Raw genomic sequence first — 23763 nt, forward strand, 5'->3', positions numbered from 1 at the left:
GAGACGCCATGAAAGAAAAGTCCTCCGTTGAGGTCAGACTGGATAAATGGCTGTGGGCCGCGCGTTTTTATAAAACCCGCGCGCTGGCCCGCGAGATGATTGAAGGCGGTAAGGTGCATTACAACGGCCAGCGCAGTAAGCCGAGCAAAATCGTCGAGCTGAACGCAACCCTTACCCTGCGTCAGGGAAATGACGAACGGACGGTGATCGTTAAAGCCATCACCGAACAGCGCCGTCCGGCCAGCGAAGCCGTCGCTCTGTATGAAGAGACGGCGGAAAGCGTGGAAAAACGCGAAAAAATGGCGCAGGCGCGCAAGCTTAACGCCCTGACCATGCCGCATCCGGACAGGCGACCGGACAAGAAAGAGCGCCGCGACCTGTTACGATTTAAACACGGCGACAGCGAATAACTGTCACCCGCAAGAGAGATGATTATGCCGCAACATGACCAATTACATCGTTATCTGTTTGAAAACTTTGCCGTTCGCGGCGAGCTGGTGACCGTTTCGGAAACCTTGCAACAGATCCTCGACAATCATACCTACCCGCAGCCGGTGAAAACCGTACTGGCCGAACTGCTGGTCGCCACTAGCCTGCTGACCGCGACGCTGAAGTTTGCCGGTGACATTACGGTACAGCTCCAGGGCGACGGGCCATTAAGCCTGGCGGTGATCAATGGCAATAATCAGCAGCAGATGCGCGGCGTGGCTCGCGTTCAGGGCGACATCCCTGACAATGCGGATCTCAAAACGCTGGTTGGCAACGGCTATCTGGTGATCACCATTACGCCGGAAGAGGGTGAACGCTATCAGGGCGTGGTGGGTCTGGAAGGCGATACTCTGGCGGCGTGCCTGGAAGATTACTTCCTGCGCTCCGAGCAGTTGCCGACGCGCCTGTTTATCCGTACCGGCGATGTCGACGGTAAACCGGCGGCAGGTGGAATGTTGCTCCAGGTGATGCCGGCACAGAACGCGCAGGCGGAGGATTTCGACCATCTGGCTATGTTGACGGAAACCATTAAAAGCGAAGAGCTGCTGACGTTACCGGCAAATGATGTGCTGTGGCGTTTGTATCACGAAGAAGAAGTCACGCTCTACGATCCGCAAGATGTTGAATTCAAATGCACCTGTTCACGCGAACGTTGCGCGGGCGCGCTGAAAACATTGCCGGATGAAGAAGTGGACAGCATTCTGGCGGAAGAAGGTGAAATCGATATGCACTGCGATTACTGCGGCAATCATTACCTGTTCAATGCGATGGATATCGCGGAGATCCGTAACAACGCCTCTCCTGCCGATCCACAGGTTCATTAATCGCCTTTCAGTCGACAACATCATTGCCTGATGGCGCTGCGCTTATCTGGCCTACAGCATCCCGCTCCGTAGGCCGGATAAGGCATTTATGCCGCCATCCGGCAAAAAGCTTACTCGTTGTAGTAATCCACATCCAACCGCTGACCATCAACAATGATATCGCGCCAGGCTTTGGGGGCTGAGTCTAACCGATGCCCGGCAATCGCGTGCAACAGTTGCGTCTTAGAAAACCCGTCCGGCAATCGGGCGAACGCTTTCTGCGTCCATTTCCCCTCTTTTAAGCCGTAGACCTGGCTCTCGGCAACAATAAAGTTATACAGCACCTGCTCAGGCTGACCGTCGCCGTTAAGATCCTGACTCACCAGCACGCAGGCATCCGGTTCAAGGCAGGAATCGTCCGAATAACTCTGCTCTTTGACAAACGCCCAAAATGCGGCATCCGGCTTCTGGCTACCGGGCGCAATCATCACCACCCGCGCTAAATCGTCCGCCGTCGGAGAGACCTTATTTCTCTGCAAAAACGTCATCAGTTTACGATTGCGCTTTCTGTTCTGCGTAAACGCCTCGTCATCCCGCAACGATTTCAGCGCTTCCTGGCCAGGTTTGCCGCTGTGATCCAGCATATACAGGCTGATCTGATCCGCAGTAATTTTACCGCTATGGTAACGCGCCATATGGCTGTTGACGCTAATACGCCAGACATCAAGTACAGGCGAGGCCAGCAACAGCAATATCACCAGCGTCAACAAAGAGACGCTCAGTATCACCTTGCCTTGCCACTCACCAGGGTCGCGTCCGCGGCGTAACAGACCGATCAGATAACCGAAGGACCATACCAGCAAGACAGACACCGTCAGCGCGCCATACAGACGATCCGGCGTCCAGCCGTATTGCTGAATGCGTACCCATAACGCCCAGCCCGCCAGCAGCATATATATCGGGGCAACGCACAGCGAGGCGCTAATCATGCCGCGTAGTACGCGCGGATAGGGTAATACGCGCTTTTGCGGTTCGTTGACAATCGCCACGAGGAGCAGCAGCATCAGCGTCAGCGTGGATAGCAGCCCCGCAGCGGAAACACGCGCAGAAATCGCCTCCAGTCCGGTAAAGGGTAACGTCACAATAAACAGCAATGCCAGCAGCGACACCACCGGCAGTAAACCTGTCGCGATCAGCGTCAACAGCTTTTGCACCGCCGCCACAAGGCGCGACTGCGTGCGGGCGAGAATGACCGCCAGCGCCGTAATCAAGCCGATGGTCACATAAATAAAGGCTTCAGTTTCAAAGAAAAGGGTGCTGAAAAAGCGGATGCCCACCAGCCTGAATAGCGCGCTCCAGAGCAGGAGAACCAGCCAGAACAGTCCGTTGGCGACCAGGACGATAAACAATGTCAGTACGTTATGCCATAACCGCAGATAAAACTGGGGATAACGCGCCGAACCGGTTTGCGAATGTAGCTGATATTGCATCCAGGGTAAGACCAGCATCGCCATCAACACAAGCCGGAGACCATACAGCCAGAGGAGCTCGGCCAGGCGCCATTTCTCCACCGTCTCAACCTGCCATTTCAGCCAGCCGCTCATTGCCAGCACGACCACAAAGGTCAGCCCCAGCCAGCCCCACAGCGCGCGCTGTTTAAAAGAGACCACGGTAAGCAATAGCATTGACGACAACGCTATCGTCGCAGGCATACCATAGAACAGCCAGTCGCTATTTTGTGGTACCAGCCAGGCCATCAGCAGGTAGCACAAGACGCCCTGCAGCAAACCGGTGAGCAACATCCCCCAGCGAGTAGTACGTGAAAGCGCTACACTTTCCATGTCGTTATCCAGAATGATGAGAAAGCCGCATTATTGCACCATCTGTTCACCGCCAGGCGTCGTCATGCATAATTCAGAAAAAAACGCAGAGAGGTGAATCGATATTGTTAATGTTGGTGTTACGTAACTTTCTTACATGAATGCGATTACAGTCACATTATGTCGGTCAAAAACACTTCCTTTTAACGTTTTCAGAACATTTTCCACAACAAAAGTAGGTTTCCTGCCATAATAACCGCCGCTGCGTGACAGGAGTCACAGTGTTTTTCGTCAATCGTGATTTTGTCCAGATACGTAAATCTATGAGCCTTGTCGCGGTTAACCAACCTCAAAAAACCTTACTATTTTCGGTAATATATATTGGCTAAGGAGCAGTGATATGCGCGTTAACAATTTAACCCCGCAAGATCTCAAGGCTTATGGTATCAACGACGTCCAGGATATCGTTTACAATCCCAGCTACGACACCCTTTATCAGGAAGAACTTAATCCTGGTCTGGAAGGCTATGAGCGTGGCGTGTTAACTAACCTGGGCGCTGTTGCCGTTGATACCGGTATTTTTACCGGTCGTTCGCCTAAGGATAAGTATATTGTTCGCGACGACACCACGCGTGATACGCTGTGGTGGTCCGATAAGGGTAAAGGTAAAAACGATAATAAGCCGCTTTCCCAGGAAACCTGGCAACACCTGAAAGGTCTGGTGACGCATCAGCTTTCCGGTAAGCGCTTATTCATTGTTGATGCGTTCTGCGGCGCAAATGCCGATACGCGTCTTTCCGTGCGCTTTATTACGGAAGTCGCCTGGCAGGCCCACTTCGTTAAAAATATGTTCATTCGCCCAACGGACGAAGAGCTGGTAGGCTTCAAACCTGACTTTATTGTCATGAACGGCGCGAAGTGCACCAACCCGCAGTGGAAAGAGCAAGGGCTGAACTCGGAAAACTTCGTGGCGTTCAACCTGACTGAACGTATTCAGCTTATTGGCGGCACCTGGTACGGCGGCGAAATGAAAAAAGGAATGTTCTCGGTAATGAACTACCTGCTGCCGCTCAAAGGTATCGCCTCAATGCACTGTTCCGCCAACGTGGGTGAAAAAGGCGATGTCGCGGTCTTCTTCGGCCTTTCCGGTACCGGAAAAACCACTCTGTCCACCGACCCGAAACGTCGTCTGATTGGCGATGATGAGCACGGTTGGGATGACGACGGCGTGTTCAACTTTGAAGGCGGCTGCTACGCCAAAACCATCAAACTGTCGAAAGAAGCGGAGCCAGAAATTTATCATGCGATTCGCCGTGATGCGCTGCTGGAAAACGTCACCGTGCGCGAAGACGGCACCGTTGATTTCGATGATGGTTCCAAAACCGAAAACACCCGCGTCTCTTACCCGATCTATCATATCGATAACATCGTTAAGCCCGTGTCCAAAGCAGGTCACGCCACGAAGGTTATCTTCCTGACGGCGGACGCCTTCGGCGTGCTGCCGCCGGTTTCCCGTTTAACCGCTAACCAGACGCAGTACCACTTCCTGTCGGGTTTCACCGCTAAACTGGCCGGCACCGAACGCGGCGTCACCGAACCGACCCCCACCTTCTCCGCCTGCTTCGGCGCCGCGTTCCTGACGCTGCACCCGACGCAGTATGCTGAGGTGCTGGTGAAACGTATGCAGGCAGCAGGCGCGCAGGCTTATCTGGTTAACACCGGCTGGAATGGCACCGGCAAACGTATCTCCATCAAAGATACGCGCGCGATTATCGACGCCATTCTGAACGGTTCTCTTGATAACGCGGAAACCTTCCGTCTGCCGCTGTTCGATCTGGCGATCCCGACTGAACTGCCAGGCGTGGATACCCACATTCTCGACCCGCGTAACACCTACGCGTCGCCGGAACAATGGCAGGAAAAAGCCACCGCGCTGGCGAAACTGTTCATTGAGAACTTCGAGAAGTATACGGATACCCCGGCAGGCGAAGCGCTGGTTAGCGCCGGACCGAAGCTGTAAGGAACAGGCCGGATGGCGGCTTTGAACAGCGTCATCCAGCGTTGAGAAGAAAGGGAGGGTAATACCTCCCTTTCTTATGCCTCTTTTGTCGTCCCCTGGACGCGAGCCACAGGAACCGGTAGCCAGGCGCGAATCGACAATCCGCCACGCTCGCTGGTGCCAATCTCCAGCATCCCGTTATGGTTATCGATAATGCGCTGCACAATCGCCAGCCCCAGCCCTGTGCCGCTGGTGCTACGGGCGCTGTCGCCGCGTACAAAAGGCTGGAACAGATGTTTACGCTGCTCCGGCTTAATGCCCGGCCCGTCATCTTCTACCTGGAACCAGGCGCGATGCGACTCGGTGCCGCTGCTGACCTTAATCCAGCCGTTGCCATAGCGGGCAGCATTGACCACCATATTCGCCACCGCGCGCTTAATCGAGAGCGGGTGCATTTTCACCTGGATACTGCCTGCCTGAAGCGCAGTGTTAATCTCACGCTCATAGCCGCTTTCCGCCGCAATCACCTCGCCCAGTACGGAATTGAGATCCGCCATCTCCATTGGCATTTCCTGACCGGTACGCAGATAGTCAATAAACTGTTCGATAATGGCGTTACACTCTTCGATGTCTTTATTGATCGACTCCGCGAGATAACCGTCTTCCTCGCCCATCATCTCCGTCGCCAGACGAATACGGGTCAGCGGCGTGCGCAAGTCGTGGCTGACGCCCGCCATCAATAGCGTACGGTCATCGGCCAATTGTTTCACGCCGGCTGCCATATGGTTAAACGCCCGGGTCACAGAGCGCACCTCAGAGGCGCCATATTCACGCAGCGGCGGCGGAATAATTCCCTTCCCTACCTGCAGGGCGGCATGTTCAAGATCCACTAACGGTCGATTCTGTATACGAATAAACAGCCACGCGCCACCTATCGCCAGGAGCATGATCGCCAGCGTGTAACGGAAAAGCGGAGAAAAATCGCCCTGATGAATCTCGGTCAGCGGCACGCGCACCCAGATATTGGGCGACAGCCAGGTTTTGAGCCACACGACGGGCGAGCTTTTGTTGACCTCAACGCGCACTTCCGTCGGGCCGCCTAATTGCTGCGCCATCTGGTGGCTTAAGAATTCGTAGTGTTGCGCCCAACGCAGCCCGGCCTCTTCGGCGGCTTCGTTGGTGTAGAGAGAGATCCCCAGCTCGCGATAGATTTCCCGGCGAAACGCAGGCGGCACGACTAACTGCGTGCCGTCCTCCAGTTGCAGCTTATCGGTCATCAGCATACGGACTTCGTAAGCCAGAACCTTATTAAACTGCTGGAGGCTCGGCAAAATCGCGAAGTTCAGCACCACCAGGTAGGTCGTCACCAGGCTGACGAACAGCAAGGTGACGATGAGCAACAGCGTGCGGGCAAATGAACTTCGCGGCGAGAAGCGCATTCGCCTCATGCTTTAGAACCGTCCGGTACGAAGACGTAGCCCAGGCCCCATACGGTCTGAATATAACGCGGATGTGCCGGATCTTCTTCCACCATACGGCGCAGGCGGGAGATCTGGACGTCGATGGAGCGTTCCATCGCGGAATACTCGCGGCCACGGGCCAGATTCATCAGCTTATCGCGAGAGAGCGGCTCGCGCGGATGGCTGACTAACGCTTTCAGTACCGCAAACTCCCCGCTGGTCAGCGGCATCGGTTCATCTTCACGGAACATCTCGCGCGTACCGAGGTTCAGTTTAAACTTACCGAATGCGATAACGGCCTCTTCCTGCGACGGCGCGCCGGGCAGTTCGTTTGCCTGACGACGTAGCACGGCGCGGATACGCGCCAACAGCTCGCGCGGGTTAAACGGTTTAGGAATGTAGTCATCGGCGCCGATTTCCAGCCCGACGATACGGTCAACTTCTTCACCCTTCGCCGTGACCATAATGATCGGCATTGGATTACTTTGACTACGCAGGCGACGACAAATCGACAGACCATCTTCACCTGGCAGCATTAAATCCAGTACCATGAGATGGAAAGATTCACGGGTCAGCAGACGATCCATCTGCTCGGCGTTAGCGACGCTTCGAACCTGGAAGCCCTGCTCGGTCAGATAACGTTCCAGTAGCGCCCGCAGACGCATATCGTCATCAACCACCAGAATCTTATAATTCTCTTGCATTGTCTGTACTCCCAAAGGTTCGCAACAAATGTAAGTGTGTATTCTTAAAAAAGCTCACGTGAGTCACCAGCAAATTCTGGTATGAATTTCAGGCTAAATTGTTACAAAGCATATTTAACAGCAGCTTAAATATACAATTAATCGGCAACCCCATTATTTATTCTGTCGGGACGATCACGTTATACCCCGTGTGCGCAATATCGACAGCAAAGGTAAATCAACGAGATGAAAACGCCCCTGATCACCCGCGAAGGGTACGAAACACTCAAACAAGAGCTCAATTATCTCTGGCGTGAAGAGCGCCCGGAGGTCACCAAAAAAGTGACCTGGGCTGCGAGTCTGGGCGACCGCAGCGAGAATGCCGACTATCAGTATAATAAAAAGCGCCTGCGTGAGATCGACAGACGCGTCAGATATCTGACCAAATGCATGGAAAATCTCAAAATCGTGGATTATTCCCCGCAGCAGGAGGGCAAAGTCTTCTTCGGCGCCTGGGTGGAAATTGAAAATGATGACGGCGATACGCTGAAGTTCCGCATTGTCGGCTACGATGAAATTTTCGGACGTAAGGATTACATCTCTATCGACTCGCCGATGGCGCGGGCGCTACTGAAAAAAGAAGTGGGCGATCTGGCGGTGGTCAACACCCCTGTCGGCGAAGCAAACTGGTACGTCAATGCGATCGAATACGTCAAATAAGACAAGAAGAATCCTAAGCCCCCGCTGATGGCTGGCATTTTTGCCAGCCAATCCGTATAACTATCCCCTGATTTTTATCCTGAAGACGAAGCTAACCCATGATGAATGATTCTTTCTGCCGCATTATTGCGGGTGAAATCCAGGCAAATGCCGGGCAGGTTGAAGCTGCCGTTCGCCTGCTTGACGAAGGGAACACCGTGCCGTTTATCGCACGTTATCGTAAAGAAATCACCGGCGGTCTGGATGACACGCAGTTGCGTAACCTGGAAACGCGTCTGGGCTATCTGCGTGAGCTGGAAGACAGGCGTCAGGCCATCCTCAAGTCCATTTCCGAACAAGGCAAACTGACCGATGAGCTGGCTGGCGCCATCAACGCTACGTTAAGTAAGACCGAGCTCGAAGACCTCTACCTGCCCTATAAACCTAAACGCCGCACCCGTGGACAAATCGCCATTGAAGCCGGCCTTGAGCCGCTGGCCGATCTGCTCTGGAACGAGCCGTCCCACGATCCTGACGTGGAAGCGGCAAAGTACATTGATGGCGACAAAGGCGTGGCGGACACGAAAGCCGCGCTCGACGGCGCACGCTACATTCTGATGGAGCGCTTTGCCGAAGACGCCGCATTGCTGGCGAAAGTGCGTGATTACCTGTGGAAGAACGCCCATCTGGTCGCCACCGTCGTGAGCGGCAAAGAGGAAGAAGGGGCAAAATTCCGCGACTATTTCGACCATCATGAGCCCATTGCTAACGTCCCGTCTCACCGTGCGCTGGCCATGTTCCGTGGTCGTAACGAAGGCATTCTGCAACTTTCGCTCAATGCCGACCCACAATTTGATGAGCCGCCGAAAGAGAGCTACTGCGAGCAGATCATCATGGACCATCTCGGCCTGCGGCTAAATAACGCCCCGGCGGATAGCTGGCGCAAAGGCGTAGTGAGCTGGACGTGGCGTATCAAAGTTTTAATGCACCTCGAAACCGAACTGATGGGTACCGTGCGCGAACGTGCGGAAGACGAAGCGATTAACGTGTTTGCCCGCAACCTGCACGACCTGCTGATGGCAGCCCCCGCAGGCCTGCGCGCCACAATGGGCCTTGATCCTGGCCTGCGTACCGGCGTAAAAGTCGCTGTCGTTGACGGCACCGGCAAGCTGGTGGCGACGGATACCATTTATCCGCATACCGGTCAGGCGGCCAAAGCGGCTACCGTGATCGCCGCGCTGTGCGAAAAATACCATGTCGAACTGGTCGCGATTGGCAACGGTACGGCCTCGCGTGAAACCGAACGCTTCTATCTCGACGTACAGAAACAGTTCCCGAACGTGACGGCGCAAAAAGTGATCGTCAGCGAAGCGGGGGCGTCCGTGTATTCCGCTTCTGAGCTGGCGGCGCAGGAGTTTCCGGATCTCGACGTCTCCCTGCGCGGCGCGGTCTCTATCGCGCGTCGTCTACAGGATCCGCTGGCGGAACTGGTGAAAATCGATCCGAAATCGATCGGCGTCGGCCAATATCAACACGATGTCAGCCAGACCCAGTTGGCCCGTAAACTGGATGCGGTGGTCGAAGACTGCGTAAACGCCGTCGGCGTCGATTTGAATACCGCCTCCGTACCGCTGCTGACCCGCGTCGCAGGCTTAACGCGCATGATGGCGCAAAACATCGTCGCCTGGCGCGATGAGAACGGTCAGTTCCAGAACCGCCAGCAACTGTTGAAGGTGAGCCGTCTGGGGCCGAAAGCGTTTGAGCAGTGCGCGGGCTTCCTGCGTATTAACCACGGCGATAACCCGCTGGATGCCTCCACCGTCCACCCGGAAGCCTATCCGGTTGTCGAACGCATTCTGGCGGCGACGCAGCAAGCGCTAAAAGATCTGATGGGCAACAGCAACGAATTGCGTCACCTCAAGGCCGCTGATTTTACCGACGATAAATTCGGCGTGCCGACCGTGAGCGATATCATCAAAGAGCTGGAAAAACCGGGCCGCGACCCGCGTCCTGAATTTAAAACCGCGCAGTTCGCCGATGGCGTCGAAACCATGAACGACCTGCTGCCGGGGATGATTCTGGAAGGGGCGGTCACTAACGTCACTAACTTCGGCGCGTTTGTCGATATCGGCGTTCATCAGGATGGCCTGGTGCATATCTCCTCGCTCTCGAATAAGTTCGTCGACGATCCGCACACCGTGGTGAAAGCGGGCGACATCGTGAAGGTGAAAGTGCTGGAAGTGGATCTGCAACGTAAGCGTATTGCGCTGACGATGCGTCTGGACGAACAGCCCGGCGAAACCGCCGCTCGCCGCGGCGGCGGCGCCGATCGCGCTCAGGGCAACCGCCCGGCATCAAAAGCGGCGAAACCGCGCGGTCGTGACGCCCAGCCAGCCGGTAACAGCGCCATGATGGACGCGCTGGCAGCGGCAATGGGGAAAAAACGCTAATCGGGTAATACGCAGGCTGGGTTACTTCTTATCCGGCCTGCGATTTTGCAATACGTCCAACCCTTTCTTTTTTAATTAACAATTAAATCTTACCCATTAGAATCTGTTAATTAATTTCCTTCTGCTATCCGCACTATTAATTATCACTTTATTAACAGATGAAACCTTAATTAAACATTAAAAACGGTGAATATTTGCACATTAGGGGTATTTGCAAAAAGACAAATAAATGTTGAGCCATATCAACATCGGCGCAAATTATCGCTTATTTGTACATTCCGTCACATTTTAATCGTTGAAGATAGAAACCATTCTCATTATCATTGTGTTGTTGATTATTTACTCTTTCCTTCGTTGGCTAAACATCGGGTCTCCTGCCGCCCCCCTGAGCGCCGCATGAGGTATACATCCAGTTAGTAAGAAACAAGTAGGTCGTATGCAATTCACTCCTGACACTGCGTGGAAAATCACCGGCTTTGCGCGTGAAATCAGCCCGGCGTATCGTCAAAAACTGCTTTCGCTCGGCATGTTGCCCGGCTCTTCATTTAATGTTGTCCGCGTCGCGCCCTTAGGCGATCCGATCCATATCGAAACACGACGCGTGAGTCTGGTTTTGCGTAAAAAGGATTTGGCGTTAATAGAAGTGGAAGCGGTTTCCTGTTAATACAGTGAGTCTATAAAAATGAAAAAATTAACCATTGGTTTAATTGGTAATCCTAATTCCGGCAAGACCACCTTATTTAACCAACTCACCGGCGCGCGTCAGCGCGTGGGGAACTGGGCGGGCGTCACCGTCGAGCGTAAAGAGGGCCAGTTCGCGACAACTGACCACCAGGTCACGCTGGTAGATTTACCCGGCACCTATTCTCTGACGACCATCTCGTCACAAACCTCTCTCGACGAACAGATCGCCTGCCACTACATCCTGAGCGGCGACGCCGACCTGTTGATAAACGTTGTGGACGCCTCCAATCTGGAGCGCAACCTCTATTTGACGCTGCAACTGCTGGAGCTGGGTATCCCCTGTATTGTCGCGCTCAACATGCTGGATATCGCCGAAAAACAGCAGGTTCGTATTGATGTCGACGCTCTGTCCACGCGTCTGGGTTGCCCTGTCGTACCGCTGGTATCGACTCGCGGTCGCGGTATCGAGGCGCTGAAACTGGCCATTGACCGTCACAACGCTAACGACAACGTCGAACTGGTGCATTATGCCCAGCCGCTGCTGCGCGAAGCAGGTTTCCTGGCCGACGCGATGGCCCAGGAGATGCCTTTACAACAGCGCCGCTGGCTGGGTCTGCAAATGCTGGAGGGCGATATCTACAGCCGGGCCTACGCAGGCGAAGCGGCGCAAAACCTGGACACCTCCCTTGCCCGTCTGAAGGACGAAATGGACGACCCGGCGCTGCATATCGCCGACGCCCGTTATCAGTGTATCGCCGCTATTTGCGACGTGGTCAGCAATACCCTGACAGCCGAACCCAGCCGCTTCACCAGGGCGGTCGATAAAATTATTCTGAACCGCTTCCTCGGCTTACCGATTTTTTTGTTCGTGATGTACCTGATGTTCCTGCTCGCCATTAACATCGGCGGCGCGTTGCAACCCCTGTTTGATGCCGGTTCCGTCGCCATCTTTATTCATGGCATTCAATGGATTGGCTACACGTTGCACTTCCCGGATTGGTTAACCATCTTCCTGGCGCAAGGTCTTGGCGGCGGGATCAATACCGTCCTGCCGCTGGTGCCGCAAATCGGGATGATGTACCTGTTCCTCTCCTTCCTTGAAGACTCCGGTTATATGGCGCGCGCGGCCTTCGTCATGGATCGCCTGATGCAGGCGCTGGGACTACCGGGTAAATCCTTCGTGCCGCTGATTGTCGGCTTCGGCTGTAACGTACCTTCCGTGATGGGCGCCCGCACGCTTGACGCTCCGCGCGAACGCCTGATGACCATCATGATGGCGCCGTTTATGTCCTGTGGCGCGCGCCTGGCGATTTTCGCCGTCTTTGCCGCCGCCTTCTTCGGGCAAAACGGCGCGCTGGCGGTCTTCTCGCTGTACGTGCTGGGTATTGTCATGGCGGTATTAACCGGCCTGATGCTGAAGCATACCATTATGCGCGGCGAAGCCTCTCCGTTTGTGATGGAGCTGCCGGTTTACCACGTCCCGCATATCAAGAGCCTGATCATCCAGACCTGGCAACGCCTGAAAGGTTTTGTACTACGCGCCGGTAAAGTCATTATCATCGTGAGTATTTTCCTGAGCGCGTTTAACAGTTTCTCGCTGAGCGGCAAAATCGTCGATAACATTAATGACTCCGCCCTCGCCTCTGTAAGCCGGGTCATCACGCCAGTCTTTAAACCGATCGGCGTCCATGAGGATAACTGGCAAGCGACCGTAGGTCTGTTTACGGGCGCCATGGCGAAAGAAGTTGTCGTCGGTACGCTGAACACGCTCTACACCGCCGAAAATATTCAGGACGAAGCGTTTAATCCTGCCGACTTTCACCTCGGCGATGAACTGCTGGGCGCGGTTGACGATACCTGGCAAAGCCTGAAAGACACCTTTAGCCTGAGCGTACTGGCTAACCCGATCGAAGCGAGTAAAGGCGACGGCGAAATGGCGACCGGCGCGATGGGCGTGATGGATCAAAAATTCGGCAGCGCCGCGGCGGCGTACAGTTACCTGATTTTTGTCCTGCTTTACGTACCGTGTATCTCGGTAATGGGCGCTATCGCCCGCGAGTCCAGCCGCGGCTGGATGGGCTTCTCCATCCTGTGGGGACTGAATATCGCCTATTCGCTCGCCACGCTGTTCTACCAGGTTACCAGCTTCAGTCAACACCCGACATACAGCCTGATCTGTATTCTGGCGGTAATCATCTTTAACGTTGTGGTATTAAGTCTGCTACGCCGCGCCCGCAGCCGTGTAGACATTGAACTGCTGGCAACCCGCAAAAACGTCAGTTCCTGTTGTTCGGGCACTGCGGGCAATTGTCACTAAGGGATGTAAAAAATGGCTTCATTGATACAGGTTCGCGATCTACTGGCGCTACGGGGGCGTATGGAGGCAACGCAGATCAGCCATACGCTGCACGCTCCGCAGCCCATGATCGACGCCATGCTGAATCAACTGGAGATCATGGGTAAAGCGGTACGTATCCCGGAAGAAGCGGACGGCTGCCTTTCAGGCAGCTGTAAAAGTTGTCCGGAAGGTAAAGCCTGCCTGCGCGAATGGTGGGCCTTGCGTTAACCTTCGCCGGGTAGCGACGTAACGCGTCTTATCCGGCCTTTATCCCGCGTTATGTTGCCCGGTACGCGTCACGCTGCCGGGCAATTTTGCGTCATGCCTTCCACAAAGATGAAAGCGTTACCGCCGTGCGCATTTATCTCCCCACGCGCCTCGCAAGCGCACTAATCCTTTACTGCAATCAGCCCGGTCTGCGCGTAGTGTCACGCCATTGAACTTCACCGATGACGGATCGATATGGCGACCTCAACAACATCCACGCCGCATGACGCGGTATTCAAACAGTTTCTATGCCACCCCGATACTGCACGGGATTTTTTGGAAATTCATCTCCCGACGACATTACGTCAAATCTGTAATCTGAATACGTTACGGCTGGAGTCCGGTAGCTTTATTGAAGAGGATTTACGCCCCCATTATTCCGATATTCTGTGGTCGCTGGAAACGAGTGAAGGTGAAGGTTACATTTACGTGGTTATTGAACATCAGAGTACGCCGGACGCGCATATGGCATTTCGGCTGATGCGTTACGCAATGGCTGCAATGCAACGGCACCTGGAGGCCGGGCATAAGACGTTGCCGTTAGTGGTGCCAATGCTGTTTTATCACGGAAACCGCAGCCCGTATCCGTTCTCATTATGCTGGCTGGATGAATTTGCCGACCCGGTGATGGCGCGTAAGCTATACGCCACCGCCTTTCCTCTGGTCGATATTACGGTCGTGCCGGACGACGAGATTATGCGACACCGACGGGTCGCGCTGCTGGAACTCATACAAAAACACATCCGCCAGCGTGATCTGATGGGGCTTGTCGAACAGCTGGTCGCCCTGCTGGTTAAGGGATACGCTAATGACACCCAGCTTCAAAGTTTGTTTAATTACATGATGCACACTGGCGACGCCGCGCGCTTCAATACGTTTATCCGCCAGGTGGCTATGCGTATCCCACAGCATAAGGAGAAGATCATGACTATCGCAGACAGATTACGTCAGGAAGGACATCGTAACGGGTTACAGCAAGGCAAGCAGGAAGGCCAACGGCTCGCCGCATTGCGCATTGCCCGCTCCATGCTAAACGATGGTTTCGATCGCGATACCGTGCTTAGGGTTACCGGGCTGGCGCCTACCGATCTGGCGTCTGAAAGCCATTAACCTTGCAGAATGGTCCGGGCCCGGCAACGCCCTGGTTATAGCGATGATTTTAGCGTCATCAGCGCCTGACAAAACGCCGCCGGATGCGAGATAAACGGCGCATGGGCCGCCTTCGCCATTATCTGTGATGTACTGTGCGGCCATAACGTATCGAGCAAAGGCACGATTTTACGCGGCACCAGACCGTCCAGATAACCATACAAACGCAAAAACGGCATGTTCACATTTTTAAGCGCTTCTCGTAGATCGACCGTTTTTAAGATTTCCAGTCCGCCATTGAGCACGTCTACATCCGGCATAGGCTGCGCCAGCACCACGCTTTTTAAGGTGCGGGCATCCTGACGCGCCGTCTCCGTCCCTAACGTTTGCAGCGCCAGAAAACGCTCCACCGTGCGCTGAAAATCGTCGCTAAGCTGCTGCTGGAATCCACCGAGGATTTCCGGTTTTATTCCCGGCCACCCCTCACGCGCGCTAAAGCATGGCGAAGAGGCGACAGTCACCAGCGCCTGAACGCGTTCAGGGTGGGTGAGCGCCATCTGACTCGCCACCAGGCCGCCCAGGCTCCAGCCAAGCCAGATAGCCTGGTCCGGCGCGTTTTTCGCTACCTGCGCCGTCATCTCTTCAAGCGTCATGGCGCCAAACCCCGAGCTGCGACCATAGCCCGGCAAGTCGACCAGATGCAGCGTAAAATGCGAGCCGAGTTCCTCGCGAATGCAATGCCATACCTCCGCGTTCAATCCCCATCCGTGCAGCAGCACAAGATGACAATTTCCCTCGCCGTAGGTCTGCCACCAGATGTCATTCATCAGTTACTGTTCTCTTTTGTCTAACAAGGATGCACCTATGCTAACAGTACCGGGATTATGCTGGCTATGCCGAATGCCGCTGGCGTTAAGCCACTGGGGGATTTGTTCCGTATGCGCGCGCGCCGTCCGCCAGCGCGTCAGCCTGTGTCCGCAATGTGGATTACCCGCCGCGCATCCTTCGCTCCCCTGCGGTCGCTGCCTGCAAAAACCTCCGCCCTGGCAGCGTCTGGTGAGCGTCAGTGACTATACGCCGCCCTTGAGTTTACTGGTGCATCAGCTTAAATTTACCCGCCGCAGCGAAATTGCCGCCGCACTGGCGCGTCTACTGTTGCAGGAAGTCCTCATGGCGCGCCGCAGCACTGGCTTGCAGCTTCCCGACAGAATCGTCAGCGTTCCGCTCTGGTCGCGCCGACACTGGCGGCGGGGATTTAACCAAAGCGATCTGTTATGCCAACCGTTAGCGCGCTGGCTTGGCTGCGCGTGGGACAGCCAGACCATCACGCGGGTACGGGCGACCGCAACACAACATCATCTCAGCGCCAGGTTACGTAAACGCAATTTGAAAAACGCGTTTCGCCTTGAATTGCCGGTACAGGGTCTCCATATGGTTATTGTGGATGATGTCGTCACTACCGGAAGTACCGTCGCGGAAATCGCGCAACTGCTTTTGCGCAACGGCGCAGCGACTGTCCAGGTATGGTGCCTGTGTCGAACCTTGTAGAGCCTCGATGATGGGCGTATTATAACCAACTAAAATAGTCAACTATTAGGCCATTACTATGATCCGTATTTCCGATGCTGCACAAGCGCACTTTGCCAAACTGCTGGCAAATCAGGAAGAAGGGACGCAAATCCGCGTATTTGTCATTAATCCCGGCACTCCTAACGCAGAGTGCGGCGTTTCTTATTGTCCGCCCGACGCCGTAGAAGCCACCGATACTGCACTGAAATTTGACCTGTTGACCGCTTATGTCGACGAGCTGAGCGCGCCCTATCTGGAAGACGCGGAAATTGATTTCGTGACCGACCAGCTAGGTTCTCAACTCACATTGAAAGCGCCAAACGCGAAGATGCGCAAAGTGGCCGATGACGCGCCGCTGATGGAGCGCGTGGAATATGCTCTGCAATCGCAGATTAACCCGCAGTTGGCGGGCCACGGCGGTCGCGTCTCGCTGATGGAAATTACCGATGAAGGCTATGCAATTCTGCAGTTTGGCGGCGGTTGTAACGGTTGCTCGATGGTTGACGTCACGCTGAAAGAAGGGATCGAGAAACAGTTGCTGAATGAATTCCCGGAACTGAAAGGGGTTCGCGATCTGACCGAACACCAGCGCGGCGAGCACTCCTACTACTAAGATTTTCCCCGCATCCATGCCCGATGGCGCTTGCGCCTGTCGGGCCTTGTCTGCCCCACCGTAGGCCGAATAAGGCGTCTACGCCGCCATTCTGCGCCATCAGCCACATCTCAGAACAATGGTTCTTCTTCTTTCGCCGATAACATGACCTGTGTCTCATAATTTAAATTTTGCCTGCCAGGGTCATTTTCAACACCCATATGTTACCCGTATCATTCTTATGGGCACCTAACATCCATATAACATCTGACTACGCTCATTCGTTTCAACGGTAATCAGTATTGGTGCTATTGCGACTCTGTTCCCGTCGGGAACAACAGGAATTTGTCGTCGAAACAATGACGTTACCCATAACAAAGTAAAGGCCAGGTAAATCATGCCATTAGTCATCGTTGCTATCGGTGTTATCTTGTTACTTCTTCTGATGATCCGCTTCAAAATGAACGGATTTATCGCCCTTGTCCTGGTAGCGCTCGCTGTCGGGTTGATGCAGGGAATGCCGCTGGATAAAGTCATCGGCTCCATCAAAGCCGGTGTCGGCGGTACGCTTGGCAGTCTGGCCCTGATTATGGGGTTCGGCGCCATGCTGGGCAAAATGCTTGCCGACTGCGGCGGCGCTCAACGTATCGCCACTACCCTGATCGCGAAATTTGGTAAAAAGCATATTCAGTGGGCCGTAGTGTTAACCGGCTTTACCGTCGGCTTCGCTCTGTTCTATGAAGTGGGCTTCGTTCTGATGCTGCCGCTGGTATTCACCATTGCCGCAGCGGCGAATATCCCGTTACTGTACGTCGGCGTGCCGATGGCCGCGGCGCTTTCCGTCACACACGGCTTCCTGCCGCCGCACCCGGGCCCAACCGCAATCGCCACGATTTTCCATGCCGATATGGGTAAGACGCTGCTGTTTGGTACGATTCTGGCGATCCCGACCGTGATCCTTGCCGGCCCGGTTTACGCCCGTTTCCTGAAAGGTATCGATAAGCCGATCCCGGAAGGCCTGTACAGCGCGAAAACTTTTACGGAAGAAGAGATGCCGGGCTTTGGCGTCAGCGTCTGGACGTCGCTGGTTCCGGTTATTCTGATGGCGATGCGTGCGATTGCCGAGATGATTCTGCCAAAAGGCCACGCTTTCCTGCCCGTTGCCGAGTTCCTGGGCGACCCGGTAATGGCTACGTTAATTGCCGTACTGATTGCGATGTTCACCTTTGGCCTGAACCGCGGGCGTTCCATGGATCAGATTAACGATACGCTGGTCTCTTCCATCAAAATTATCGCCATGATGCTGCTGATCATCGGCGGCGGCGGCGCATTCAAGCAGGTGCTGGTCGATAGCGGCGTGGATAAATACATCGCTTCAATGATGCATGAAACCAATGTCTCTCCGCTGTTGATGGCGTGGTCTATCGCGGCGGTTCTGCGTATCGCGCTGGGCTCTGCGACTGTCGCGGCGATTACCGCAGGCGGCATTGCGGCGCCGCTGATCGCCACTACCGGCGTTAGCCCTGAACTGATGGTTATCGCAGTCGGTTCCGGGAGCGTGATTTTCTCTCATGTCAACGACCCGGGCTTCTGGCTGTTCAAAGAGTATTTCAATTTGACTATCGGCGAGACCATTAAATCCTGGTCGATGCTGGAAACGATCATCTCCGTCTGCGGCCTGATCGGCTGTCTGCTGTTGGGTATGGTGGTTTAAGCGAGGCGGCTTGTAGGCCGGATAAGGCAGCAATGTGCGCCAGGATTGCCTGATGGCGCTGCGCTTATCAGACCTACGTGCTCTCACCATCATAAAGCCGGGGAAATCCCCGGCTTTATTACTTCTTCTTCGCGGCCGCTTTTCGGCGCTTATCCAAGTCCTTAATCAGCTTGTTTACACCCTCATCGGCAAACATCTGCTCCAGCGTGGCGGTGAGCTTCCGCCGCCAGTTTTTATACTGATCGCTGGTGCCCGGTACGTTAACCGGATCGGCCATATCCAGCCAGTCCTCCGGCTGAAGCCCCAACAGACCGCTGTTACTGTCGGCGATGTAGCGCTGAAGTCCGCGATTTAGCGTTGGCGTCATCGACATTAACGATGCCTTATGCCCGGCGCGTTTTGGCAGACAGCCATATTTATGCAGCGCGTCCAATAGCCCCTGTTTCGCCCGCTCGCGATCCTCATACAGCCCGCGCAGAATCACTTCATCCGGATAAAGCCCCAGAGCTTTACCCAACGTCAGGTCACCGCATTCCCAATAGCCGCGCAGCGTGGGGAGATCGTGCGTCGAGGCGACAGCCATCGATTGTTGCGGATACGCGCCTGGCGCGCGGAAGTTTTTCTCAAGGTCATTTTCAAACCACAGCACTTTATAAGAATAGACCCCGCTATCGCGCAGCTTGCCGACAATCTCAACTGGCACAGTCCCCAGATCTTCGCCTATCACCATACAACGGTGACGTTGGCTCTCCAGCGCCAGAATAGAAAGCAAATCATCTACCGGATAATGGACGTAAGCCCCCTGATCCGCTGTTTCGCCATACGGTATCCACCACAGACGCAGCAACGACATGACATGGTCAATGCGCAACGCGCCGCAGTTTTGCATATTGGCGCGCAGCAGGTCGATAAAGGGCTCATACGCCCGGGCGACAATGATATGCGGGTCCATTGGCGGCAACCCCCAGTTCTGACCGAGCGGGCCGAGGATATCCGGCGGCGCGCCGACAGATGCTTTCAGGCAGTACAGCTCCCGGTCGCACCAGGTTTCCGCGCCGCCTTCCGCTACGCCAACCGCCAGATCGCGGTACAGACCAATCGGTAGTTTAAAACTCTGGCAGGTATCCCAGCAGGCGGCGAATTGGCGCCAGGCCAGCCACTGAAGCCAGAGGTAAAACTCCACCTCTTCGCGGTGCGCTTCACAGAATTGTTTTACCGCGGGAGACTCTACCGACTGGTACGCCTCCGGCCAGGCTGGCCAGCCCCAGCGCTGCTCATCCTCTTTTACCTGATACGCATGCAGCGCGTCGAATGCCGCCTGCCAGTAAAGGCTCTCGCCTTCGCGGGCGATAAAGTGACGAAACTCCGCCATTTGCGCATCGTCGCGAGCGGCAAACCGCGTCCACGCCATCCGCAGCGCCGTGATTTTCAGCGCGGTAACGGTAGCGTAATCCACCCATTGCGCATCGCGCGCCTGTCGCAGCTTTTGCTGTGTGGCGGGCATTTGCCACCATGACTGCGCCTCTTCGCTCAGGCGGAAATCTTCGACGGCGTTGACGTCGATATATATCACGTTCAGCCAGCGACGAGACGAGGGGCTGTAGGGACTGGCGCTCTCCGGATTCGCCGGATAAAGCGCGTGGATCGGATTCAGGCCGATAAACGCGCCGCCGCGTGTCGCCACATCGACCAGCATCGACTTCAAATCGCCGAAATCGCCAATACCCCAGTTTTTTTCTGAACGCAGAGTATAAAGCTGGACGCAGGCCCCCCACAGTTTTTTCCCTTCCAGCAGCGCCTGCGGCTCATAGCATCGCGGCGGGGCGACGATAATCCGGCAGTGCGTACGCTGTTCATCCTGGGTCAACGTCAGGGTGTGGTAACCTTCCGGCAATGTAGCCGGAAGGTTAAGTTTTTTACCGCCCGTCACGCGCCCTTTGTAATGCACGCCCTCTTCCGTAGTCAGCAGCCAGGCAAACTCACCGCGCCCCTCTACCGGCAACGCCATTTTTTTACCCGCGGTATAAACCTTCACATTCGGCACGACCGCCTGTGGTCCTGTTGTCGTGCCGTGCATCGCCGCCAGCAAACGTCTCTTGGTTTCAGCGCCAATAGACTGCGGTTTGCCATGAGCATTGATGTAACTGGGGCTGATCCCCGCCGCCAGCGCGGCACTATCGAGACGTTTATTTTCCATCGCGCTCCCTTAGCGTTTTGCCTGCCAGATACGGGCCTGATAATCGCGAATAGAGCGATCGGAACTGAACATACCGCAGCGCGCGGTATTGAGGATCGCGGCGCGCGTCCACGCTTCCTGGTCGCGATACAGCGCATCCACCTGCTTTTGCGCCTCGACATAAGCGGCGAAGTCCGCCATGACCAGGTACGGATCGCCCCCCTGTTTGCCGAGGCTATGCAGCATCTGGTCAAAGGCATGTTTATCGCCATCGCTGTATTGACCGCTTTCCAGCTCTTTTAACACCGCATCCAGCACTTTGTCTTTTTTACGCCATTTCACCGGATCGTAGCCTTTGGCTTTGAGCGCCTTGACCTCTTCCACAGTATGGCCAAAGATAAAGATATTCTCTTCACCCACCTTCTCAGCGATTTCAACGTTAGCGCCGTCCAGCGTTCCCACAGTCAACGCCCCGTTCAGCGCCAGTTTCATGTTGCCGGTGCCGGACGCCTCTTTCCCGGCGGTAGAAATTTGCTCGGAAATATCCGCCGCCGGAATGAGCATTTCCGCCGCCGAGACGCAGTAATCCGGCAGGAAAACCACCTTCAGCTTATCACCCACCGCCGGGTCGTTATTAATGGCTTCCGCAACCTTATTGATAGCAAAAATGATGTTCTTCGCCAGGTAATAGCCCGGCGCCGCCTTCGCGCCAAACAGGAATACGCGCGGTACGCGGTCAGCCTGCGGGTTTTCGCGGATCTCTTTGTACAGCGCCAGAATATGCAACAGATTCAGATGCTGACGCTTGTACTCGTGCAGACGTTTGATCTGAATATCAAAAATCGCATGGCTCGAAATCTCAATCCCGGTACGGGCCCGGATAAATTTTACCAGCCGTTCTTTGTTCGCCCGTTTGATGTCGCGATACTGCTGACGGAACTTCGCGTCGTCAGCGTATTTTTCGAGGTTGATCAACCGGTCGAGATCGTTAGCCCACTCTTTTTTCAGCGTTTTATCCAGCAACGCCGCAAGCTGCGGATTGCACTGTTTGATCCAGCGACGCGGCGTAATGCCGTTGGTGACATTGTGGAATTTGTTCGGCCAAAGCTGGTGATATTCCGGGAACAGATCTTTCACCACCAGATCGGAGTGCAGCGCCGCCACACCGTTGACCGCAAAGCCGCTGACCACGCACATATTGGCCATGCGCACCTGACGGTCATGCACCACCGCCAGTTTTGCCCATACCTGCTTATCGCCAGGCCAGGTGTTATCGACCAGCGTCTTAAAGCGATCGTTAATCTGTTTGATAATCTGCATATGACGCGGCAGCAGCGCTTTCACCAGCTTCTCATCCCAGCACTCCAGCGCTTCTGGCATCAGGGTGTGGTTGGTGTAGGCGAAGGTTTTGCTGGTGATAGCCCAGGCGTCATCCCAGCTCAGCTGGTGCTCGTCAATCAGCACGCGCAGCAGTTCCGGAATGGCGATGGTCGGGTGAGTATCATTTAGCTGAATGACCTCATAATCCGCCAGCTCATGCAGTTTGCGTCCGGCCAGATGATGGCGACGCAGAATATCCGCTACCGAGCAGGCGCACTGGAAGTATTGCTGCATCAGGCGCAGTTTTTTGCCCGCCGTGTGGTTATCGTTGGGATAAAGCACCTTCGTCAGTTTTTCCGCATCGATACCCTGCTGTTCCGCCCGCAGGAAAGCGCCGTCGTTGAATTTGGTCAGATCAAACGGATGGGCGTGGGTCGCCTGCCACAAACGCAGCGGTTGCGCGACGCCGTTACGATAGCCTAACACCGGCAGATCCCAGGCCTGGCCTGTAATCACAAAACCTGGCTCCCAGCGCCCTTCTTTGGTAACTTTACCGCCGATCCCAACCTGGACGTCCAGCGCCTCGTTGTGGCGGAACCACGGATAGCTGCCGCGATGCCAGTCATCCGGCGCTTCCATCTGCTTGCCTTCAACAAATGACTGACGGAACAGCCCATACTGGTAGTTCAGACTATAGCCCGTAGCGGACTGCCCGACGGTGGCCATCGAATCGAGGAAGCAGGCGGCCAGACGTCCCAGACCACCGTTGCCGAGCGCCGGATCGACTTCCTCTTCCAGCAGATCGGTCAGATTAATATCGTGCGCTTTCAGTACATCGCTAACGTCCTGGTACCATCCCAGATTTAACAGGTTATTTCCCGTCAGGCGGCCAATCAAAAATTCCATCGAAATGTAGTTCACATGACGCTGGCCTTTCGTCGGCTGCGCTACCGGTTGCGCGCTCAGTAATTCCGCCAGCGCGCCGCTAACGGCCTGCCACCACTGACGAGGCGTCATGTCGGACGCCGACAGTAAACCGAAACGCTGCCACTGACGCGTCAGGGCGGCCTGGAATTGATCTTTATTGAAGGTTGGCTGTGACATAGGAAATCCGTCCTCGGGTAATAAAACAACGTTATCGCTAGTTTGCCAGGCTCGATGTTGACCTTCCTCCTCCCGGCACTGATTAGGGAGGGAGGAGGTGCGGGGATGAGCATAAAAGTGTGATCGCCGCCACTTACCCCTGTATAAACGCGCCGATTCCTGTCAACGACCCCCAGTGTTACGCATAATCAAATGAATAAACAGAAATAACAGTAAATCGCGAAGGGGTATTTTCGAAAGATTATATGAACGCCGAAATAGTTTCTTACCTGAAATATTCAGTGGCGGGAGATTCACTCACTAAACATAATTAATTAAACGCCTGGTATCGCCATTGTGTTAAATCCGGATGATGTCCAGGACATTATTTACAATAACGGAAATATGACCTCAGCCCAGCTCTGACGCTCGTTTCAACCGAGCCGAATACTTTTTTAATACCGTTATTTAGAATTGTGACAGAGTGCAAATTCAGACACATAAAAAGTCTGCTTAGCTTGCATTAAA

At 54.8% G+C, this 23763-nt stretch carries 18 protein-coding genes; 12 read left to right on the forward strand and 6 right to left on the reverse strand.

Annotation, left to right across the window (positions count from 1 at the left end):
- Window positions 1–8 precede the first annotated feature (8 nt).
- Window positions 9–410, forward strand: coding sequence for a ribosome-associated heat shock protein Hsp15 (gene hslR / locus NA986_RS13105; RefSeq protein ID WP_000660721.1), 402 nt, complete (start codon window positions 9–11; stop codon window positions 408–410).
- Window positions 411–434: 24 nt separating this feature from the next.
- Window positions 435–1313 carry an Hsp33 family molecular chaperone HslO gene (gene hslO / locus NA986_RS13110; protein ID WP_001135571.1) on the forward strand — a complete coding sequence of 293 codons (879 nt, stop codon included), beginning with the start codon at window positions 435–437 and terminating at the stop codon, window positions 1311–1313.
- A gap of 110 nt (window positions 1314–1423) precedes the next feature.
- Here the strand turns inward: hslO and NA986_RS13115 are convergent, their stop codons facing one another.
- Window positions 1424–3133: a DUF4153 domain-containing protein gene (locus tag NA986_RS13115; protein ID WP_023216666.1), complete on the reverse strand. Its 1710-nt coding sequence runs from the start codon at window positions 3131–3133 to the stop codon at window positions 1424–1426.
- Window positions 3134–3512: 379 nt separating this feature from the next.
- Here NA986_RS13115 and pckA point away from each other — a divergent pair, with 379 nt between their 5' ends.
- Window positions 3513–5132, forward strand: coding sequence for a phosphoenolpyruvate carboxykinase (ATP) (pckA, locus tag NA986_RS13120; protein WP_001265689.1), 1620 nt, complete (start codon window positions 3513–3515; stop codon window positions 5130–5132).
- 74 nt (window positions 5133–5206) lie between these two features.
- Here the strand turns inward: pckA and envZ are convergent, their stop codons facing one another.
- Window positions 5207–6559, reverse strand: a complete 1353-nt coding sequence (gene envZ, locus NA986_RS13125) for a two-component system sensor histidine kinase EnvZ (protein ID WP_001253818.1) — start codon at window positions 6557–6559, stop codon at window positions 5207–5209.
- Window positions 6556–7275: an osmolarity response regulator transcription factor OmpR gene (gene ompR, locus NA986_RS13130; RefSeq protein ID WP_001157751.1), complete on the reverse strand. Its 720-nt coding sequence runs from the start codon at window positions 7273–7275 to the stop codon at window positions 6556–6558. The genes envZ and ompR overlap by 4 nt, the downstream gene beginning before the upstream one ends.
- Before the next feature lie 225 nt (window positions 7276–7500).
- Here ompR and greB point away from each other — a divergent pair, with 225 nt between their 5' ends.
- From greB to NA986_RS13160, 6 genes are all read left to right on the forward strand, one after another.
- The gene (greB, locus tag NA986_RS13135) at window positions 7501–7974 is read left to right on the forward strand and encodes a transcription elongation factor GreB (RefSeq protein WP_000856695.1); all 474 of its coding nucleotides are present in this window, start codon (window positions 7501–7503) and stop codon (window positions 7972–7974) included.
- Window positions 7975–8072: 98 nt separating this feature from the next.
- Window positions 8073–10403, forward strand: coding sequence for a Tex family protein (locus tag NA986_RS13140; protein ID WP_000980659.1), 2331 nt, complete (start codon window positions 8073–8075; stop codon window positions 10401–10403).
- A gap of 436 nt (window positions 10404–10839) precedes the next feature.
- Entirely contained in the window at window positions 10840–11067 is a 228-nt protein-coding gene (gene feoA, locus NA986_RS13145; protein ID WP_001160955.1) for a ferrous iron transporter A, read from the forward strand.
- Window positions 11068–11085: 18 nt separating this feature from the next.
- Window positions 11086–13404: a Fe(2+) transporter permease subunit FeoB gene (gene feoB / locus NA986_RS13150; RefSeq protein ID WP_023216665.1), complete on the forward strand. Its 2319-nt coding sequence runs from the start codon at window positions 11086–11088 to the stop codon at window positions 13402–13404.
- 12 nt (window positions 13405–13416) lie between these two features.
- Entirely contained in the window at window positions 13417–13653 is a 237-nt protein-coding gene (gene feoC, locus NA986_RS13155; RefSeq protein WP_000157587.1) for a [Fe-S]-dependent transcriptional repressor FeoC, read from the forward strand.
- 234 nt (window positions 13654–13887) lie between these two features.
- Window positions 13888–14802: an Rpn family recombination-promoting nuclease/putative transposase gene (locus tag NA986_RS13160; RefSeq protein ID WP_023216664.1), complete on the forward strand. Its 915-nt coding sequence runs from the start codon at window positions 13888–13890 to the stop codon at window positions 14800–14802.
- A gap of 35 nt (window positions 14803–14837) precedes the next feature.
- Here NA986_RS13160 and bioH read toward each other — a convergent pair whose 3' ends face one another.
- Window positions 14838–15608 (reverse strand): pimeloyl-ACP methyl ester esterase BioH, encoded by a 771-nt coding sequence (gene bioH, locus NA986_RS13165; RefSeq protein ID WP_000998144.1) that lies wholly within the window; start codon window positions 15606–15608, stop codon window positions 14838–14840.
- A 37-nt stretch (window positions 15609–15645) separates the two neighbouring features.
- Here bioH and gntX point away from each other — a divergent pair, with 37 nt between their 5' ends.
- The 3 genes from gntX to gntT all read left to right on the forward strand — a co-directional run bounded on the left by gntX (window position 15646) and on the right by gntT (window position 18656).
- The gene (gene gntX / locus NA986_RS13170) at window positions 15646–16329 is read left to right on the forward strand and encodes a DNA utilization protein GntX (protein ID WP_000958733.1); all 684 of its coding nucleotides are present in this window, start codon (window positions 15646–15648) and stop codon (window positions 16327–16329) included.
- A 58-nt stretch (window positions 16330–16387) separates the two neighbouring features.
- Window positions 16388–16963, forward strand: coding sequence for a Fe-S biogenesis protein NfuA (gene nfuA / locus NA986_RS13175; RefSeq protein ID WP_000619387.1), 576 nt, complete (start codon window positions 16388–16390; stop codon window positions 16961–16963).
- 376 nt (window positions 16964–17339) lie between these two features.
- Complete coding sequence (gntT, locus tag NA986_RS13180) at window positions 17340–18656, forward strand: gluconate transporter (protein WP_001131737.1); 1317 nt, start codon at window positions 17340–17342, stop codon at window positions 18654–18656.
- A gap of 118 nt (window positions 18657–18774) precedes the next feature.
- On the opposite strand, the gene malQ is transcribed toward gntT, so the two are convergent.
- Both malQ and malP read right to left on the reverse strand, forming a co-directional pair.
- Window positions 18775–20853 carry a 4-alpha-glucanotransferase gene (gene malQ / locus NA986_RS13185; RefSeq protein ID WP_023216663.1) on the reverse strand — a complete coding sequence of 693 codons (2079 nt, stop codon included), beginning with the start codon at window positions 20851–20853 and terminating at the stop codon, window positions 18775–18777.
- Window positions 20854–20862: 9 nt separating this feature from the next.
- Entirely contained in the window at window positions 20863–23256 is a 2394-nt protein-coding gene (gene malP / locus NA986_RS13190) for a maltodextrin phosphorylase (RefSeq protein ID WP_198889137.1), read from the reverse strand.
- Between the last annotated feature and the right edge of the window lie 507 nt (window positions 23257–23763).

It is taken from the genome of Salmonella sp. NW177, assembly GCF_051811585.1.
GTDB classification, from domain to species: domain Bacteria; phylum Pseudomonadota; class Gammaproteobacteria; order Enterobacterales; family Enterobacteriaceae; genus Salmonella; species Salmonella enterica.

Excerpts from the sequence above, each read along its gene's own strand:
- hslR (WP_000660721.1), top strand. The coding sequence starts at position 9 with ATGAAAGAAAAGTCCTCCGTTGAGGTCAGACTGGATAAATGGCTGTGG.
- hslO (WP_001135571.1), top strand. The coding sequence starts at position 435 with ATGCCGCAACATGACCAATTACATCGTTATCTGTTTGAAAACTTTGCC.
- NA986_RS13115 (WP_023216666.1), bottom strand. The coding sequence starts at position 3,133 with ATGGAAAGTGTAGCGCTTTCACGTACTACTCGCTGGGGGATGTTGCTC.
- pckA (WP_001265689.1), top strand. The coding sequence starts at position 3,513 with ATGCGCGTTAACAATTTAACCCCGCAAGATCTCAAGGCTTATGGTATC.
- envZ (WP_001253818.1), bottom strand. The coding sequence starts at position 6,559 with ATGAGGCGAATGCGCTTCTCGCCGCGAAGTTCATTTGCCCGCACGCTG.
- ompR (WP_001157751.1), bottom strand. The coding sequence starts at position 7,275 with ATGCAAGAGAATTATAAGATTCTGGTGGTTGATGACGATATGCGTCTG.
- greB (WP_000856695.1), top strand. The coding sequence starts at position 7,501 with ATGAAAACGCCCCTGATCACCCGCGAAGGGTACGAAACACTCAAACAA.
- NA986_RS13140 (WP_000980659.1), top strand. The coding sequence starts at position 8,073 with ATGATGAATGATTCTTTCTGCCGCATTATTGCGGGTGAAATCCAGGCA.
- feoA (WP_001160955.1), top strand. The coding sequence starts at position 10,840 with ATGCAATTCACTCCTGACACTGCGTGGAAAATCACCGGCTTTGCGCGT.
- feoB (WP_023216665.1), top strand. The coding sequence starts at position 11,086 with ATGAAAAAATTAACCATTGGTTTAATTGGTAATCCTAATTCCGGCAAG.
- feoC (WP_000157587.1), top strand. The coding sequence starts at position 13,417 with ATGGCTTCATTGATACAGGTTCGCGATCTACTGGCGCTACGGGGGCGT.
- NA986_RS13160 (WP_023216664.1), top strand. The coding sequence starts at position 13,888 with ATGGCGACCTCAACAACATCCACGCCGCATGACGCGGTATTCAAACAG.
- bioH (WP_000998144.1), bottom strand. The coding sequence starts at position 15,608 with ATGAATGACATCTGGTGGCAGACCTACGGCGAGGGAAATTGTCATCTT.
- gntX (WP_000958733.1), top strand. The coding sequence starts at position 15,646 with ATGCTAACAGTACCGGGATTATGCTGGCTATGCCGAATGCCGCTGGCG.
- nfuA (WP_000619387.1), top strand. The coding sequence starts at position 16,388 with ATGATCCGTATTTCCGATGCTGCACAAGCGCACTTTGCCAAACTGCTG.
- gntT (WP_001131737.1), top strand. The coding sequence starts at position 17,340 with ATGCCATTAGTCATCGTTGCTATCGGTGTTATCTTGTTACTTCTTCTG.
- malQ (WP_023216663.1), bottom strand. The coding sequence starts at position 20,853 with ATGGAAAATAAACGTCTCGATAGTGCCGCGCTGGCGGCGGGGATCAGC.
- malP (WP_198889137.1), bottom strand. The coding sequence starts at position 23,256 with ATGTCACAGCCAACCTTCAATAAAGATCAATTCCAGGCCGCCCTGACG.